Genomic DNA, 16248 nt, shown 5'->3' on the forward strand with positions numbered 1-16248 from the left:
CCCTAGGGGGACTCAATGGCGAAAAATTCGGTGCAGCATCATTTATCTCAGCGACCATCTCTGCATCGTCTATATATTTCTCTGCGATGCGCGGAGAGATGACGATGCCGTGAAGCTGCGCGCGCAAATCATCCCATCGGTCGCGAAGCACTTGCCAATTCCTCTCATCGTATGTCCCTTGGAAGACGACTGGGCAGATCTCGATTCTGGGGAGCTCCGAAGCGGGCACAGAGTTGTCGAGGGCCTCCTTCAGCCTTTCTTCCCACAGGCTCCCAATCCGGTCTACGCGCCCGATTTGCTGCTCAACCACACCGGGATTCCATTCGGGATGCAACAAGATGACGGTGCGGCATGCTCTATGAAGATTAAGCCCTTCTCGACCCACGATTGATTGTGCAACCAAGACTTTTGGGTGGCTATGTCGGCGGTTAAACGCCAATTGCAGAAACCGTCGCGTTTCAGGTTTCGTATCGCCGTACATTAGCCGTGCGAAACCACTCTCTGTCTGGCTGTACTCGTCGTGCAACCTTGCTTCCAGGCTCACCCAGAGATCGGCTGCTTCGGCCGTATCCAATGTTTCGTCCCCATTGGCGTCGCCCACATCGCGATCGCTTGCTGCTTCGACCAGATCAACGAAAGCACGCGCGAACTCGTGGGCACGAGGGACTTCCTCACTCGTGCCTACCAGGGTTTGGATTGCCCTAGCTACCACAGCCAATGAATTCCCGTGGCCGCCGCTTTCATGCTTCACGGCGTCTTTGAACGAACCAAACAGCGCCTTCACGCGAGTGCTAGCGCGAGCGGGCATCTGATCAAGCCCTGTTTCAATATATCCAATGAGCTTTTCTCGGATTGTGCGCCGTTGTTCCTCAAGTCGCTTGTACTGCTCATCAAGAACCTGATCGAGGTCACGAGAATTCATTGGCCCAGATCGCCGTAGCTGTCGATGGGCCGCCGCAACAGCGTTCCATTCGCGCTCATGCACTTTGGAATGGGGCCACGGCTGCTGCGCGTCTACGCTACGCAGCATTGCCCTTGCATTAAGCAACTCAACCAAGGCTCGCAATGGACGCGTAAACCGTCCGAACACCAAGACCTTTTCGCCTCGCTGACAGACTTCTTCAATGGCTGTGATGGTAGCTAAGATGGCAGGATGATCGTACAAGGCGACATCCCCAGACGTATTGCCCTGCGATGCCTGAATCATTACCTTCTGCCACCACTCCGCGCGTTGTGCTCGCTTATCGTGCAATGAGGGTTCTGCACCCTCCTCGGTTCCGGATGAGGGGAGAATGCCATCGTCTTCGTCTTGCTTTTTGTCGTCCACCTCATGGCGATGGATTTGATCGATCAGTGCGGCAACCCCGTGTCCATTACCCAGTGTCAAGCGCAGCCGCTTAGAGATGGAATCGTCGGCTTGCTGTGTAACGAACGACAGCGCTTCGGCCGCACAAACAGCCTGCTTCCAGGCTTCTGGCAGATGTGCCGTTTTGACAAGAATTTCACTTTCTTGCCGGTAGGCATAGAAGCGCTCGCTGGAGCGGGTTTGGAAAGCCAACACGGATGAGCTCTCCCGCTTGTCCCGGCGCAGCAGATAAGGGGTCAGAGCCTTCTTGAAAGCGATTGAAGCGACTTTGTATGCCGAGCGTGCTGACTCGTCACTCGGGCATTGCCTCACCTTGCGTACCGCCTCGGCATAGGTTGACATCGCGTCAGATGCCGATGCCCCGTCCACCCCGATACGCTCCAGAATTTGCATCCATTGTTGTGCGTCGAGCTCAACGGGGGTTGCCGTCATGGCAAAGTGACGTGCGTTGCCAGAGCACAGGACGATATGTTTTAGCAGGCGGTTCAGGCCACTGCCCTGACCTCGACTCTTGTGCGCCTCATCAGTAATTACCAAGTCAAATACGCCCAGCCCCAGCCCAACAGCTCGTTCGAGCCAAGGGCGCAGTTGAGCATTGCGCCGATATTCATCAGCAACCGATGCGCTAGACCAGGGTGTCTCGTCAGCTAGCGCTTGCATCAATCTTCGACAAGGATGGTCAGCAGAGCAGGCACGCACTGCACCAATGATGCTTTCGGCTGCATTGTGAACCCGGGCGTCGTTAAGCAATGCACTACCATGGTAATCGCGCGCCAACTGCGCACTGGTGCCCTTTTCCCAGCGTGCGTACAGTTCTGGAAGTAGTGCCCACCGCCACACGGCGCTGTGCTCCCCTAACCGCCAGTTGGTGAAAGCGTGAGAAATCAGCAAAGCACTCTGCTCAAACCAAGGTTTCGGTGATTCCTTATTTTCCCAAGCCTGCAGAAATTGCCGAAGGCTGCGAAGAAGCGGGGGCGTATCAATGCCAGCACCTCGCAACTCGTCACGCCATTGGTAACCCAGCCCTGGCGGTACAAGTATCGCCACACGGCCACCCGCGTCGATGACGCACTTTGCAACGGCGACAGCGATGCGTGTCTTGCCCATGCCCACTTCATCCGCAATGATCATGCCATTGAGACTGATGCGATCCGCGATGGCAATCAGACTGGCTCGCTGCCCATCGTTGAGTTCCATTTCAGCGCTGCTTGCGAGGTTACCCAGCCTTTTGGCAACTTCCGGCCATCCTTTAAACCCCGGATCCATCACTGCTCTCCTATTACCTTCAAGTGCTCGACGGCCCAGGCTTTTTCTATGCGTATTAAAGTGCTCTCGTAGAGTTGCCCTGCTAGTGACGCGCCTGTTTCGGCGAATGCGGGACGAAAAGCTGCATGCCGTAGCGGAGAGAGCGGGTTTAATCCAAGCCCCCGGAAAACTTTGACCACGGAGCACTCCTTAGCCTGCCCTAATGTCTGCTCCAGGCGGAGGCACCAAAGATTCCAGTCCATTTCGGAGATATCTGTCTGCTTGGCAGCAATACTCTCGATTAATTCCATCATTTGACGAATCGGGTAGCTTGAACTTCCGATGAGCTTACCCCTGGAATTTTCATTCCCATGTTCACCCCCCACATCACCCTCTGCGTCGCCTTCATCACCATCCGGAGGCAATGGAAAATCGGCGAGCTGCCAAAAAACCTCATCAAGGCCGATGGCTGGAAGTTGAGTTGCGGCGATTCGACCAAACCCATCGACGACAGGCAGATCACCCTCGTGGGACTCGCTGTCACCTCCCCAGCGACATCGAACCTGCCGTGGCTGCGGATCGAACCATTGAAACCCTGCTTCGTTTCTCGGACATGCGCCACCCGCCGGATCGAGCACGACAAAGTCGTCAGAAATGAGATCTGGCACGCGCAGTTCGTTGCCTTCGGTACCCCCCCACCAGTTCAGCCACGCGACTGGCGGCGCGGTGTGGCTGGGATCGCGTGGCTCCATTCCTGCCCCCGGCTGTAGCCGGTTCGGACTGTCGTCGACCTTTGCGATCCACTGAATGGGGAGCAGGTTGGTAACCACCTGCCAAGATTCGATTCCCTTTTCTTCCTCCCAATACAAGTTCTCAGGCGCAAACACGACCCCGGCCTCAAGATTTCCTGCGCTTGCGCTCATCTGTTCGGTAAAACCCGGCGCGGTCAGATTCCCCGACCCCAGGTAGATCCAGGAGCGATTGCAAGTCTTGGAATTTTCTCGATAGTTGGCGCTGAACAGGAATTTGGCATGCAGCGAGCGAGGTTTCCCCACGCCAAATGTGCTCGGCGGTTGAGCTGCGGGCCTAATTGCCATTCCTTCTTCGTTCAATGCCGCCACCGATGTGGCAATCGTTTGGCAGGCTTGCGGATTAACGAACAGGTCTACTTCAGGGTTCTTGGTCAGTAAGAACTTGCTCTTGAGAGTGCGGATGATCGAACCGGGCACCACCGGCAGATGACCCTGGTCGATCGCCGTCTCGTAGAAACCGGAGCCCATTGCCAGGTAGTTGCGAGCGCCGTGGTTTCCGCAGGCATTGATTTGTTCGGAGAGTTGGCCAAGCAAAGACGCATTTCGGTTATCGAAGAATCGCGTGGAACCTTGTTCCTTGCGCGAGCACAGATCGACCCAGCTATCAAGTTGATGCTTGGCATGCTCCGTGTCGCTGCGCCTACCCTGCTGAGCCGCACTGAGCAAGCGGGTATCAAAGTAGCCCGCCATCCATTGCAAAAGCCCATGTGCTGCCTTTATATCCGCACACGCTTGCACTATTTCGCTGCCAGGGTCAGCCAGCATTTCACTGTCGACATCGATGCGCCACACCAGATCCAGGCTTTCTTCGAGCGTCTGCCGTGTCCAGTTGCCCGTGGAGACGATTAGCCTCAGACGCCAGCGGGCGCTGTTGTCCGCATGCCTGAACCCCAGTAGAGCAACCTTGGCATGGAGCAGGCGGAATGGCTTTGTGGCGGCATCACGGATTGGCAGGTGGGCCACACCGGGTGCATCCAGCAAGGTGATGGCCGGATTGCTCGGATCTAGAAAAACACCCAGTGCGATACGACCGAGATGCGCACGTTGTGCGGACGTCAGCCGGGTGAAGCGCTCGGCCGCGTCGTTCAGGAACGGGGCGTCTGCAGAATAGCCACTCACCCAGCCAAAATAGCCGAGGTAGTCTTCTGGTGCATCGAAATGCTGGGTCAGGGACGGCCCAGGCAGCTTGTCGTGGTCACGATTCATGGGCATCCTCCGTCGGTATCGGGTGAAGCCACTCGGATAATCCTCCATGCAAATCGACATTGAGTAGGTAAAGGTTGTGCATCCGGTAGGAAATGCCGTCCGGCAGGGGAATATTTTCCCCCGTTGAAAGGTCAGCTGGCTCGACACCCTGCTCATCGCTAGCAGCTTCCGAGCCGCGGAAAGCGGGACCTGGCCGGACGTCGTCACCAAGCAACCGCAGCACATGCCCATCCCGCTCCACCAGGAACCTCAGAACCTGGGATGCGTCCCTTTCCACGCATCTGCGGCAAAATGACTCAGCGTCCTTATCCGCGTGCCCAGCGTCCAAGAACTCCCGTGCGGCCTCACTCAAGGCGTTCAGCAGCGGGGACAGTACATTCGGAATGCTTGCCCGCAGGGAATACGTTGCCCCAAGCACTTGGTTTCCTATATGTACTTCCAATGCGTCGAGCACCCGAATGGCCGCCTCGCGCACGCGGAAGAATCGAGCTCCCGCCATGAGATCTAGCCAATGGGTGTCGGAAATTTCTTTTGGCCGTATCGCCCAAGTCAACTGGGCAGGCGTGGTATCCCGCAACGCTTCGACCCAGGCAAGCGCGTCACGACGTCGCTGTTTGTCGTCTGAGCGCTCTTGTCCGCCCTGTTTCAATCGCTCGTAAAACAGCGTGCACACATTGCGGTTCAGCGGTACGAGGGGCGACAATGCCTCGCGAAGCTCGTTCGAGGCGACGCGGCCAACTTGGCCGCATACCCACTTCGTTAGATACTGGGAAACGGATCGCCTGTAGGGCCGGAAACCCTGGCATGCCTGGTCGACAAATGCCTTCCCCGTGTCCGAGATACGGAATGCGTTGAAGCGTGCACCTTCGGAATCCACAAACCCCAATGCGGGCAGCGCCTGGACTGTCGCCATTCGCATCGGCTGGGTCACATAGAAATTACGCTGACGGGCACGAGCAAAGCTGAAATCATCGCTGTTGCGCCTCAGTTTGGTGCTACCTCGAAGGCGCGGGTCGCTACTCCAACCATTCCCGTTGAAGGCCTGCCAGCATGCCAGTGCCTCAATGGCATTTGCCACCTCTATATTCTGAACTTTCACACCTTTACTTCTGGCCTGTTCGGCGATAAGCACGCCAAGCGTTGCCAGCAGCGCCTGCTTTCCAAACCAAATACCGCCTAGCCCCGGCACGGCCAAGTCGTTGAAGTGACGTGCCGCCGCGCCAAGGCCAAGGGTTCTGGTGCGGCGCGTGCTTGGTAAGGTTTCGGGGCCCAAGAGCCCCCACATGTTCACCCTCAAGGCTGTTCCTCTATCAACTCTTCATCCATGCTGATTCTCACCCCGTGGTCTTTGAGAACGCCCGTGAACTCGTCACTGGTGAACTGCGAGCCCTGATCCGTGTTGAAGATTTCCGGCGTGCCATAGCGCTGTAGCGCCTCCTCGAGAGCTTCTACGCAAAACGACGTCTCCATGGTGTTCGAGACACGCCATGACAGCACTTTGCGCGTCGCCCAGTCGATGACTGCCGTCAAATACATGAAGCCGTGTGCCAAGGGAATATAACTGATGTCGGTAGCCCAGACCTGGTTGGGCTGCTCGATGACTATCCCGCGCAACAGCTACGGATAGACCTTGTGCGCGGGATGCGGAATGCTGGTGTGCGGGCCCAGCGCCACGGCCCGCAGGCCCATCACCCCCATGAGGCGCTGCGCGCGCTTGCGGTTGACGGCACGGCCCTGCCGGTTCAGGTGGTTGCGCCTCTCGCAAAGGGAATGATGCCGGGCCTGCTGGCCAAAAAATCGTTCTCCACCTTCAGCTGTCCGATCTGACGGTAGAGCTCGGCGATAGTCTGCGCCGTGTCGTCGTGCTGTGTGCCGTGCGCGAAGATCTCGGCAGCGTGCTCGGCAAGTTGCTTCTTCCAGTAACCGATCATCGTCGGGTGGATGCCGTACTTCTGGGCGAGCTGCGCCACTGTCAGCTCTTCACGCAGCGCCTGCATGGCCACCTTCGCCTTGAACTCAGCGCTGTACTGTTTGCGTTTCTGACTCATTGTCTTGTCCTCAATGATCAGAGCTTACGCCTCCGTCCGAATTCTTGGGGCCTCTTCAGTCTATGCGACCGCACGGTATCGCCAAGCTGAGCTGCTGACATGTGATGTGCATTTCAAAGGGCTGCCCGCGGTGACGTTGCTGGACAAGAACGCCGACTGATCCGGCACTCAAGATTCCGCTGCCGCCACCGGCATCTGCATCTTGACGATACCCCACACCTTGTCGCCAAATCCTCGCAGCCATTGCTCCAGCATCAGGCTGTCGACGACGGTGGCTTCGATCCGGTAGCCACCTTCCTGTTCTGTCACGACCTGATCTGTGGACAGTGGGGATTCCAGCAGGTGGTAGCCAGCCTGCCTGTCGATGGAAAAAGACAGGCGGATGCGGATGCCTTCGCCAAAGCCGAAGCGACCATCCTCGTCATAGTCCTTCAGGTCGAAGGACGCCGGGCGGGTGAAGGTGTCAGCCAGCATGTGGGCAGCCTGGATGCGGTTGAGCGCCAGGCTGCGTTCGTTGTCGTACCCCCGGTAGCGGCAGACCAGGTACAGGCGCGGCCCCTGCTGGGCCAGGCCCAGCGGCATGGCGCGTTGGGCCTGACGCAAGGTCTGGCGGGCGTTGCGATAATCCAGGCTGAGCCACCGGTTGCGATACAGCGCGTCACTGACCGTGTCGAACACCGCCTGATCGATGGCGGGTGGCAACAGGGGCTGACTGGTGCTGACCACGCGCACCTTCTTGCGCCACTGCCGTTCCAGATCCGGTGCGTCGCTGCTGATCAGTGTCTCCGTGGCGTGCTTGAAGAAGCTTTCCATGGATCGCATCAGGCTAGGCGGTAGCAGATATCGCAGCTGTTCCTGTGCCAGCTTGAGCAGCAGGGATTCCTGTACTGTCAGTGAGGGCAGGGAAAGCCCCTTTGCATTGGGCCGCCATCGATACCCGTAAGGCTTGCTGCTGTCGTCTCTGTCCAGCTCGAAGTGCTGGCTGAGCATGTCCAGCTGTCGCTGGACGGTGCGCAAATTCCGATCGAATCCGGCGTCCCGCAGTTCCTCATGCAATTCGCGCGCCGTGATCTTGGAACGTGGGGGAATGCGACGCAGCAGTTCAAGATTGAAGAGCAGGATGTCTTTGGTGGATTTCTGATCGGCCATGTCGAAAGCCCTGTTTCTATGTGATGCGCCTTGGTTCTATGACCGAACGACCGGGTAGCAGGCGTCGCCCCAGAGGGTGTCGGGGTGATCCATCATGAGTTCGATGATGAGGGGCACCAGCTTGCCCAGCAGTCCCACGCAGTCCTGCAGCTGCTGACGATTGACCGAGCTGTTCCAGGTGGCACCGCCGTGGATCAGCTGGTTGCGTAGTGTGTAGAGCCGGTTGAATACCACGCTCAGCAGCGTGGGGGTATTGCCGCTGGCCAGAGCCATGCTGGCGCTCTTCTTGCCCTTGGCAAAGCGCTTGATCCAGTCGGTTTCGCCGATCCGGCCGCTCTGGAAATCCCAGAAACTCTGAAAGACATAGGGATTGTCCAGCAGAACCCGGATGCTGCCCGTGAACTCCTGCCAGACCAGTGCGCCGATGCGCTTGTCCCGATCCAGGCCACAGAGCTTTTCCAGAAAACTCTTGAATGTCGATTGTTCCGAAAGGCGCCAGTCGTCGTCGATCTCCGCTGCATACGCGGCGTTGAAGGCGATCCACAGGAAGATGAAGCGACCGTCGTTGTCCTCAGCCATTTCTGCCCGCTGCAACCAGCTGAGCGAGCGGTGGATACGCAGCGTCAGGTTTTCTGGCTGGCCCTCGCGGATGGCCCGGTGGCGTTGTTTCAGAGTGTCGTAGCTGCTCATGTCCGAAAGATCCTCAACCACCATGCCCCCACGGTGTTCAAGCGGGGTTTTAACACAGCGACTTGAGCCACCGGACGAACGCGGAGATGCGCTTGGCCGCTCCATGGATGAACACCCCCGCGCTGAGTGCCATCAGACCCAGAAAGATATAGCCGTCGGTATCCGAGTACGAATAGGCGAATACCCGGAAGGCGATAGTGGCCATGACCAGGATGGCGAAAGTGATCAGCGTGTCATTACGCAGGATCAGGACGCCCAGTATCGCCAGAATGAACAGTAGTGCCATGTCTGCCTCCGTCTGTTTCAAATCTGCCCTCGACCGGCTGGATAATGTCTGACGCTGCGACAGGCAATGTCGTACTGGATAAGTTGCCCATCACAAGCTTGCATGCGACATGATCTGTCGCATGCGTGATGCACAATGTCGGCATGGATCAACAAGAACGGAAAGACTCCATGGATACATCCCTGAACACCGCCGACCTGAATGATCTGCGGATGGCTCGCCAGTTGCTGGAGAACCCTGGCCTGGCGGCCCGAGTGACTAACCTGATCGGCACCCCGATCGAGAAGGGCCTGGACATGCTGCCCGCCGGCTGGCATGGCCGGATCATGGACATCACCAAGGTGGCTCTGGGCAAGGCGGCGGATGCTGCGATCTTCACCCTGGGCGATGCCCCAGGCGGCGACAGCGCCAACCGCTGGCACAAGTGGGGGGCAGCCCTCAGTGGCGGGGTGGGCGGCTTCTTTGGGCTCGCCGGCCTGGCGGTGGAACTGCCCATTTCTACCACACTAATGATGCGCTCCATCGCCGCCATTGCCCGCAGTGAGGGTGAGCCGCTGCAGGATGTCGATACCCGTGCAGCATGCCTGATGGTCTTTGCGCTGGGGGGTAAGGCTGGCGCTGACGATGCTACCGAAAGTGGTTACTACGCCGTGCGCGTGGCGCTGGCCCGGGCGGTCGGCCAGGCCGCCGATTACCTGGGCACCAAGGTCGCCGCAGACAAGGCAGCCGTCCCCGCGATGATCCGCCTGATTGCCGTCATTGCCGACCGTTTCGGCATCCAGGTCACGGAAAAGGTCGCCGCCCAGGCCGTCCCGGCGCTGGGTGCGGCGGGTGGTGCCCTGATCAATACCCTGTTCATCGATCATTTCCAGGATATGGCGCGCGGGCATTTCATCGTCCGCCGTCTGGAGCGGAAGTACGGGGACGATGTCGTGCATGCGGCCTATCTGGCGCTGGGAGGGGAGTGAGATGCCTGTACCGATTGGACCCCGTGTGTTTAAGTGCGATTCCTGTGGCTGGGGCCGTGTCGATCCGCTTTTTACAGATGTCCTCCCCTGTTACGTTCCGAAGGCCTGCCCTCGTTGTGGCTGTCCGCATCTGCGCCAGCGGCAGGCTACCTTTCGGGACGTGCTGTTTGGCAAACTTTTTTCGGGTTCGTCGAAAAGGAAATAACCATGATCAAGAACCTGCTGGCCGCCGTTGGCCTGATCGTTGTCGTCCGTGAGGGCTACGAGATCTATCGTCATTACGGCGAGATGCGCGAGGAAAACGCGTATTGGAAGCGGAAGGAGGGGGAGGATGCTGGCGAGTAGAGGGCGGCTGGGTTCCGAGGGCTGGTCCAAGGGTGTCCTGAACTAGCCTGAGGAACCCGTGTTGTGCCTCGTTTCATCGCGTTGCAAGTTCAGGTAGACTCCATCTCGCAACCATTAATGACAAACAGTGACTGGCATGTTCGATTTCAAAGAGACTTCAGAGAATTTCGGCAAGGCGCTTGAGAAGACCGTGCAAAACTTGGTCGACGAATACCGCCCGCAACTGAGGCGGGATATCGATGATGCTCTCCAAAGTACCGAACGGTCTTTTGGCATCGCTACTGCAACCAGTATCGACCGGTTATCCGGCGAACTGAATCGGCAGATCGGGTTTCTCAAGCAGCAGACTGATGATTCGGTGCGGTTAGCCAAGATAGAGGTGGCTGCATTGGTTTCTGACTCTTTGGCGCAGCGTATGCGGAGAGACGATCCGCCCTTGAAGCGACGGACACTGCGGCGTCGCTGTGCTCACAGCCCGTGAGACCCGCTGTGCGATATTGGAGCGGGTCATCGGCTTCCCCCAGCGGTTCGGCAGCAACGGTTGATCCGCCTGCAGGCTGGCGAATTGGAGCCAGCGGCGGATTTCCACGATAGTTTCCTTCCACAGTGGTACGGTACGCTGCTTGCGCCCCTTACCGTGCAAGCGTACTGACGACGTGCCGCCAAGTTCCAGGTCGTGGACACGGATGCCGATGAGCTCAGAGACACGGGCGCCGGTGTTGTAGAGCAGCTGAAGCAACACTCGATCCCGGCGGCCGTACCAGGTCGTCGGATTAGGTGCCGTCAGGAGGGCTTGCACTTCATTCCGAGACAGAAACCCGAGCAGGGGCTTGTTGAAGCGTTTCATTGGAATAGCCAGGATGCGCTGGACGAGCAGCAGTGCCGGTGGGCATTGCACAGCAACATATCGGGCAAAGGCACGGACTGCAGCAAGCCGTGCGTTGCGGCTGCGCACCGTATTGTGGCGCTCGGCTTCAAGGTGTGCCAGAAAGCCGAGAATCAACTCCGCATCGAAATCACCCAGGGCTAGATTGGCAGGCGGCTTGCCGAGTTGGCGCTCAGCGTAACCCAGCAGGAGCCGGAAGGTGTCCCGGTACGCCGCCACGGTTCGCGGGCTGACAGCCTGCTGCTGGAGAAGGCGCTCGGCAAAGAAGTGCTGGACCAAAGTGGAGAAGTCGGCGGGATCAGTCAGTAGCGGACTCATGTTGGCTCTCCCCGGACATAGCGATGGAAACGCTCGGCAGCGATAGCCATCAGTTCAGGGATCCCCGTGAGGTACCAGTAGGTATCGACCACCTGGGCATGCCCCACATAGATCGAGAGCGTCGGCAGGCCTCCTTCGATGTCGTCGCTCTGCTCATAGAGACGTAGTACGCTGTGGACGATGAAGGTGTGGCGCAGATCGTGCAACCGGTGACGGGCATGATCTCCGCGCACTTGCCAGCCCAGTTGGTGACACACCCGATGCAATGCGTACAGGATAGTGCGCCGGTCGACGGCTCGGCCGTCGTCGCGCAGGAAGAAGCGACCACAGCGCGGGCCAGGGACGAGTTGGTCGCGCAGTCGCGCATACGTCTGCAAGTGTGGGGTAACGCTCGCGTGCAGGGGAACAAAGCGGCGTTGGTGGCACTTGGTGTCGTGGATATCGAGCACACCCGCTTCGAGATCCACGTCGGCCCGGGTCAGTTTGAGCGCTTCGGAGATGCGCAGTCCGGTGGCCGCCAGCAGCCCGAAGACAGTTCGGCAGGTGGCCGGGCGCAGCTTACCGGGAGGGCCCAGACGGTCAGTCGCTTCCAAGAGGCTTCGCAGCTCGTCGTTGGTATAGATATGCGGCACCAGGCGTCGGTGAGCTGGGCCGAAGAGCTTGCGCGGGGGCACGATCGTGTGCGGGTCAGTGCGCAGGCAAAAAACGGCAAAGCCGCGCAGCACCTCAATGCGACGCGCCCAACTGATCGGACGGGGATAGCGTGAGGCGCGGGCCCAGTCTGCGGCCAATTCCAGTGTGAGCCGTTCGGCTCCACGTTGGTCAGCAAAGCGGGCGAACGAGCCAAGCCGTCCACTCTCGATCGAGAGTTCGAAACCGAAACTGCGCCGGTAGCCGCTGAGGGTGTTCTTTGCATAGCGCCGCCTGTGAAGTACCCCGATGTACGGAGCAATGAGTTCGTTCAGCGGGCCATCCGTCAGCCAGTCACGGCGAACAAGGTGCGACAAAAATACGTTGGTAGCCATGAAGGCCTCCTGTGGTGAGAAATGGAAATCACAGGAAACCACCAATAATTATGTATAGGTGAAGTTGGCCACCGAGGCCCGCAAGCAACATGACCACTGCCGTCGTGGCACGTGCCGTCGGCAACTCAACATAATCGACGGCTGAACATAATTGCGCTTATGTCCATCTCGGCATAAGCGCAACAATTGGCTGTTTGCGGGCTCGTTGCGGGCAGGCGTGCGGGCGGCAAACGTGATGAGCCTCGTGCAGTCGGCAAAGATGAACGGCTAGGATCCCTATGCGTACCTGAAGGACGTGCTCACGCGCCTACCTGCGCAGCCGAATAATCGGCTCGCCGGACAGATACTTTCGGTCTCCTTGCTCATGATCTTCGGAAGAAGCTGGGCGGCATCCGGTCGTTGCTTCGGTTTGCTGACAGCCCGAGCGGGCTGAGCGTCGGGGTCGAGCGGGAGCAGCGCTTCAAGCATGGCCTGGGACTCGTTCAGATCGGTCGTCGTCGAGCGGATGCGCTCATCGACTTCGGTTACCCGCGCCGATTGGCAGCGGATCGTAGATAACCAAGAGAAGTTGTACGGCAAGCCCAAGCAATTGGACATGGTGCAGCGGCTGCTGATTTCGTGAGGACATAGCAGTCATGGCAGTTGCGGCCACCCCTGAGGATGAAAGACACTTCAGGGCGGAAGGTGGCGGGTCGATGTCGAGTTAATTTATGGCGGCTTTGACTACGCACTTAACATGACACGCTGCGCTGACTCGAACCCCGGATTGCATCGTCCTTTGCAGGCAGAGTGCACAGTATAAACAGGCCGTGGGCGGCTTGCCGCCTTCAGGCTCATTCAGCTGCGGCACCAGCCGCCTTCCACTACAGAAGTCTACCCTACCGAACAGAGAATGCGGTTTGCTCAGATGCTGGCCATCGAAGCGACAAGCGGCGTTGCCCGCGCCGTGTTCGATACGGTCATGGCGGGCGGCAGAGTGGATCTGGATAGCTGGCTGCTGTCGTTCGGCGCCGACTACGACAAGTCGCCTAGGCCGTATGCGGACGTGACGAAACTGCGCGCCCGTGAGGACTTGGCGCGCGAAGCACTGCGCCGGGAACTGGCGGCGGCGCGGGCGCTGTTCGACCGCTGCGAGTCGTTGGCCGATGCCTTCGGCCTTCAGTCTGATGTTCAAGACCTTCAGCAGCGTATTGCTGCGTTGGATGTGCAGCTGGAGGGTGTGGGGGCTGTATGGCATCGCGGGCTAGGCTCGGCTAGGAAGTGAGAGGTCATGAATGGCCTGGCAAGGCTGGCGAGGCGAGGTTTGGTCGGTCAAGGCACTGACTGGAATGGTATGACTGGCTTGGAATGGCCTGGTAAGGCGACGTTCGGCCTGGCATGGGTTGTGGCCCTGCATGGGGCTACTGCGTAGTGGGTCGGCGGCTCTATGAGCCGCCTTCCCGGTGTGGTGTAAGTTCACTTGCTATGCCATCGAGTCTTTAGTAAAGTTAGTTCTCTGTGTTGCGATCTTGCGACTTATGTGCTTGGAGGCCTTATGAAAACTGTTGAAAGCAAGGGGCTTGTCCGCTTGCTTGGGCGGCTTTCCTCGGGGCGATCAGCAATGAAAGCGAGTGTTGACGCCGCCAGGCAGCTGGAACAAGGGCGGGAGCATTTTTTAGAGCAGCGAAAAAAAATAGAAGAGAGTATCGACCGTGGGGCAAGGCTCACAAAACACCGAATCACTCTATGATTTTGTTTACCTTGACAGGGATCGATTGGCGTCTTTCTCGGCCCAGGTGTTCGATGATGGCACGCTTGTCTCGGTAAAGAAGAATGACGCAGCGCATAGTCATGTCGCATCAGAGATGCAGACGGGGATGCGGCCGATCTTCACCGCAGCAGAAAAAGAGAATCTAACAAATATCAGTGGCATTGAGCGCCAGTTTGATACCGGGTGGACGCTGCCGCTGAATGTCCTTCATAGGCTTGATGAGTTGGGCTATGTGAAGCGATCCTTATCAGAGGCTGATCTTGGTGATTTGGTCTTAATGACCGGGTCAATGAATTTGATTGACCTTGGGATTATGCAGAGGCTATGGGATCCGATCGTTGCCTTGGAAAATGGGAATAAATCTTCTGCTGTAAAGACTTCCGCCAAGCAGCGAGAACTAGATAAAGAGAAGGCTGTAGCCAAAAGTATTGGTGGAATATTAAAAAACCTCCCTCAGTCCATCCAGTTACGTTTATTCAACGATAGTGAGCAGGCTTGGGCAATGCTCAAGCGGGAGTTTCTAACGATTAGTCCCGACGATTTTCCGTTGAAGCACGGGCCGTCTATTCAAGGGGTGTGGCATTGCTTGGCAATACTTGACGGCAAGCCGGATGAGGACGACGACATCAAACTGCCGGAAAACGCAAATGAACTTGAAGGGGCAATGTGGGACTTGTCTTTAAGGCTGAGGCTCTTAATCGGAAGAAAAATGCACGACTATGGTCTGACTCCTATTGCTTTATTCAGATCCGCATCAGGGAGGCACAAGGTCGATTGATCTTGGCATGAGTAAAAATTAATTCAAGGGGGGTGATTCTTCGGGGTCGCCCTCTCTCACTCCCAGGTTCGCTTCGGCGGGCCTTTTTCATTCTTGGGCTCTGCTTAGGCGGGGCCTCTTTATTGGGCGCAAGAAATGGCAGATGAAACAATTGGCGTAGCGCGGATCGACTTGGTTGCCGACAGCAGCGTAAGTATCCGGTGAACCGTTAGCGTCTGGCGAACCTTGCACTTACCAACAAATGTCATTGACGTGCAGCTGATTCTCAATTATTTACTTTAACTTAGCGTATGCTGCCACCAGCCAGACTCGACTGACGGAGGCAGACATGGCACAGAATCCAGAGTGGCAGTTTGGGGCCGACGCATGGATCAAGCATGAGGGGTGCTCTGCGCCACACGGGTTCCGTGGTAATCCCCCATTTTCAGCAGTAGGCTTTCGTAGAATATGTTAGCGGATGGGAGTTTCGCTTCTGGGCGGGAGTCAGTCCACCCAGAGATTTATGGGGCCGTTCGTTGTTGTAGATCCAAAGCCATTCGGTGGCGCTCTCCTGGGCTTCCTCCAGACTGCCAAACAGGTTTTGAGCCAGCCAATCATAGCGTACGGTTCGGTTGTAGCGCTCGACGTAGGCGTTTTGCTGTGGGTTACCTGGTTGAGTATGGATGAGCGTGATACGCCGTTTGGTGGCCCAATCCAGTAATACCTTGCCGATGTATTCCGGGCCGTTATCGCAGCGGATGCACGCGGGCTGTCCACGCCACTCGATGATCTGGTTCAGCACCCGAGTGACCCGCTCTGCGGGCAGGCTGAAGTCCACCTCGATGCCTAGTCCCTCGCGGTTGAAGTCGTCCACCACATTGAATAACCGGATGCTGCGCCCGTCGGATAACTGATCGTGCATGAAGTCCATCGACCACATTTGATTGATGGCTGTCGCGGTTCCCAGGGCAACGGGCCGCTCGCGTACGATGCGCCGTCGAGGCTTGATACGCAGGTTCAGTTCCAGTTCCCGATAGATGCGGTAGACCCGTTTGTGATTCCATCCGAACCCCTTGATATTACGCAGATATACAAAGCACAGCCCAAAGCCCCAGTTGCGCTGGGCCGTGGTCAGACGTATCAGCCAGTTGGCGATGACTTCGTTCTCATCGGAGCGCTTGGGCTGGTAGTGGTAGCAGCTCTCGCTGACGCCCACCGCTTCGCAGGCGATACGGATACTGACCTGCCTGTGCTCGATGATTTTCTGCGCCGCCGCGTCGAGACGGCGCTACCATTTTTTTGCGATGACCTCCCGGGCGATCTCGGCCTTCAGGCGCTCCTCGGCGTACATCTTCTTGAGCAGCTTTTTCTCAGCCTCCAGCTCCTTCAGGCGTGCC

The 16248-nt window shown here is 57.9% G+C and carries 14 protein-coding genes and 3 pseudogenes; 6 read left to right on the plus strand and 11 right to left on the minus strand.

Translation table 11 applies throughout. From position 1 onward, the window contains the following. The 8 genes and pseudogenes from CCA01S_RS14635 to CCA01S_RS14670 all read right to left on the minus strand — a co-directional run. A partial coding sequence (locus tag CCA01S_RS14635) for a helicase-related protein (protein ID WP_066459844.1) occupies positions 1–2632 on the minus strand: 2632 nt, incomplete at its 3' end. After that, positions 2632–4629: a hypothetical protein gene (locus tag CCA01S_RS14640; protein ID WP_066459826.1), complete on the minus strand. Its 1998-nt coding sequence runs from the start codon at positions 4627–4629 to the stop codon at positions 2632–2634. The genes CCA01S_RS14635 and CCA01S_RS14640, both read right to left, overlap by 1 nt. Further along, positions 4619–5902 (minus strand): hypothetical protein, encoded by a 1284-nt coding sequence (locus CCA01S_RS14645; protein WP_146030674.1) that lies wholly within the window; start codon positions 5900–5902, stop codon positions 4619–4621. The genes CCA01S_RS14640 and CCA01S_RS14645 overlap by 11 nt, the downstream gene beginning before the upstream one ends. Positions 5903–5949: 47 nt before the next feature. Further along, a pseudogene (locus CCA01S_RS14650) lies at positions 5950–6378 on the minus strand (DDE-type integrase/transposase/recombinase); the annotation flags it as partial. Beyond that, a complete protein-coding gene (locus CCA01S_RS14655) occupies positions 6372–6677 on the minus strand; it encodes a transposase (RefSeq protein WP_066459829.1) in 306 nt (101 codons plus the stop codon). The pseudogene CCA01S_RS14650 and the gene CCA01S_RS14655, both read right to left, overlap by 7 nt. Positions 6678–6845: 168 nt before the next feature. Then, positions 6846–7826, minus strand: a complete 981-nt coding sequence (locus CCA01S_RS14660; protein WP_066459831.1) for a helix-turn-helix transcriptional regulator — start codon at positions 7824–7826, stop codon at positions 6846–6848. A gap of 36 nt (positions 7827–7862) precedes the next feature. After that, positions 7863–8516, minus strand: coding sequence for a HEPN domain-containing protein (locus CCA01S_RS14665; RefSeq protein WP_066459846.1), 654 nt, complete (start codon positions 8514–8516; stop codon positions 7863–7865). A gap of 49 nt (positions 8517–8565) precedes the next feature. Continuing rightward, the gene (locus CCA01S_RS14670; RefSeq protein WP_066459833.1) at positions 8566–8802 is read right to left on the minus strand and encodes a hypothetical protein; all 237 of its coding nucleotides are present in this window, start codon (positions 8800–8802) and stop codon (positions 8566–8568) included. Positions 8803–8972: 170 nt separating this feature from the next. Between CCA01S_RS14670 and CCA01S_RS14675 the strand changes: the two genes are divergently transcribed. Continuing rightward, positions 8973–9770 carry an EcsC family protein gene (locus tag CCA01S_RS14675; protein ID WP_066459848.1) on the plus strand — a complete coding sequence of 266 codons (798 nt, stop codon included), beginning with the start codon at positions 8973–8975 and terminating at the stop codon, positions 9768–9770. A gap of 207 nt (positions 9771–9977) precedes the next feature. Continuing rightward, complete coding sequence (locus CCA01S_RS15755; RefSeq protein WP_157076553.1) at positions 9978–10115, plus strand: hypothetical protein; 138 nt, start codon at positions 9978–9980, stop codon at positions 10113–10115. Positions 10116–10479: 364 nt separating this feature from the next. Here the strand turns inward: CCA01S_RS15755 and CCA01S_RS14680 are convergent, their stop codons facing one another. Then, positions 10480–11319 carry a tyrosine-type recombinase/integrase gene (locus CCA01S_RS14680; protein WP_084386820.1) on the minus strand — a complete coding sequence of 280 codons (840 nt, stop codon included), beginning with the start codon at positions 11317–11319 and terminating at the stop codon, positions 10480–10482. Further along, entirely contained in the window at positions 11316–12344 is a 1029-nt protein-coding gene (locus CCA01S_RS14685) for a tyrosine-type recombinase/integrase (RefSeq protein WP_084386821.1), read from the minus strand. Before CCA01S_RS14685 ends, CCA01S_RS14680 begins: the two co-directional genes overlap by 4 nt. Before the next feature lie 178 nt (positions 12345–12522). Between CCA01S_RS14685 and CCA01S_RS16170 the strand changes: the two are divergent. The 4 genes and pseudogenes from CCA01S_RS16170 to CCA01S_RS14700 form a co-directional block, all read left to right on the plus strand. Further along, a pseudogene (locus CCA01S_RS16170) lies at positions 12523–12777 on the plus strand (transposase domain-containing protein); the annotation flags it as partial. Between the two features lie 33 nt (positions 12778–12810). After that, positions 12811–12966, plus strand: a complete 156-nt coding sequence (locus CCA01S_RS15760) for a hypothetical protein (RefSeq protein ID WP_157076554.1) — start codon at positions 12811–12813, stop codon at positions 12964–12966. A 285-nt stretch (positions 12967–13251) separates the two neighbouring features. Further along, positions 13252–13608 (plus strand): hypothetical protein, encoded by a 357-nt coding sequence (locus CCA01S_RS14695; protein WP_066459836.1) that lies wholly within the window; start codon positions 13252–13254, stop codon positions 13606–13608. A 427-nt stretch (positions 13609–14035) separates the two neighbouring features. Further along, complete coding sequence (locus CCA01S_RS14700) at positions 14036–14872, plus strand: hypothetical protein (RefSeq protein WP_146030670.1); 837 nt, start codon at positions 14036–14038, stop codon at positions 14870–14872. A 424-nt stretch (positions 14873–15296) separates the two neighbouring features. On the opposite strand, the pseudogene CCA01S_RS14705 reads toward CCA01S_RS14700, so the two are convergent. Beyond that, positions 15297–16248: pseudogene (locus tag CCA01S_RS14705) on the minus strand (IS3 family transposase); the annotation flags it as partial.

This window comes from Castellaniella caeni NBRC 101664, assembly GCF_001592225.1.
In the GTDB taxonomy this organism is placed as follows: domain Bacteria; phylum Pseudomonadota; class Gammaproteobacteria; order Burkholderiales; family Burkholderiaceae_B; genus Castellaniella; species Castellaniella caeni.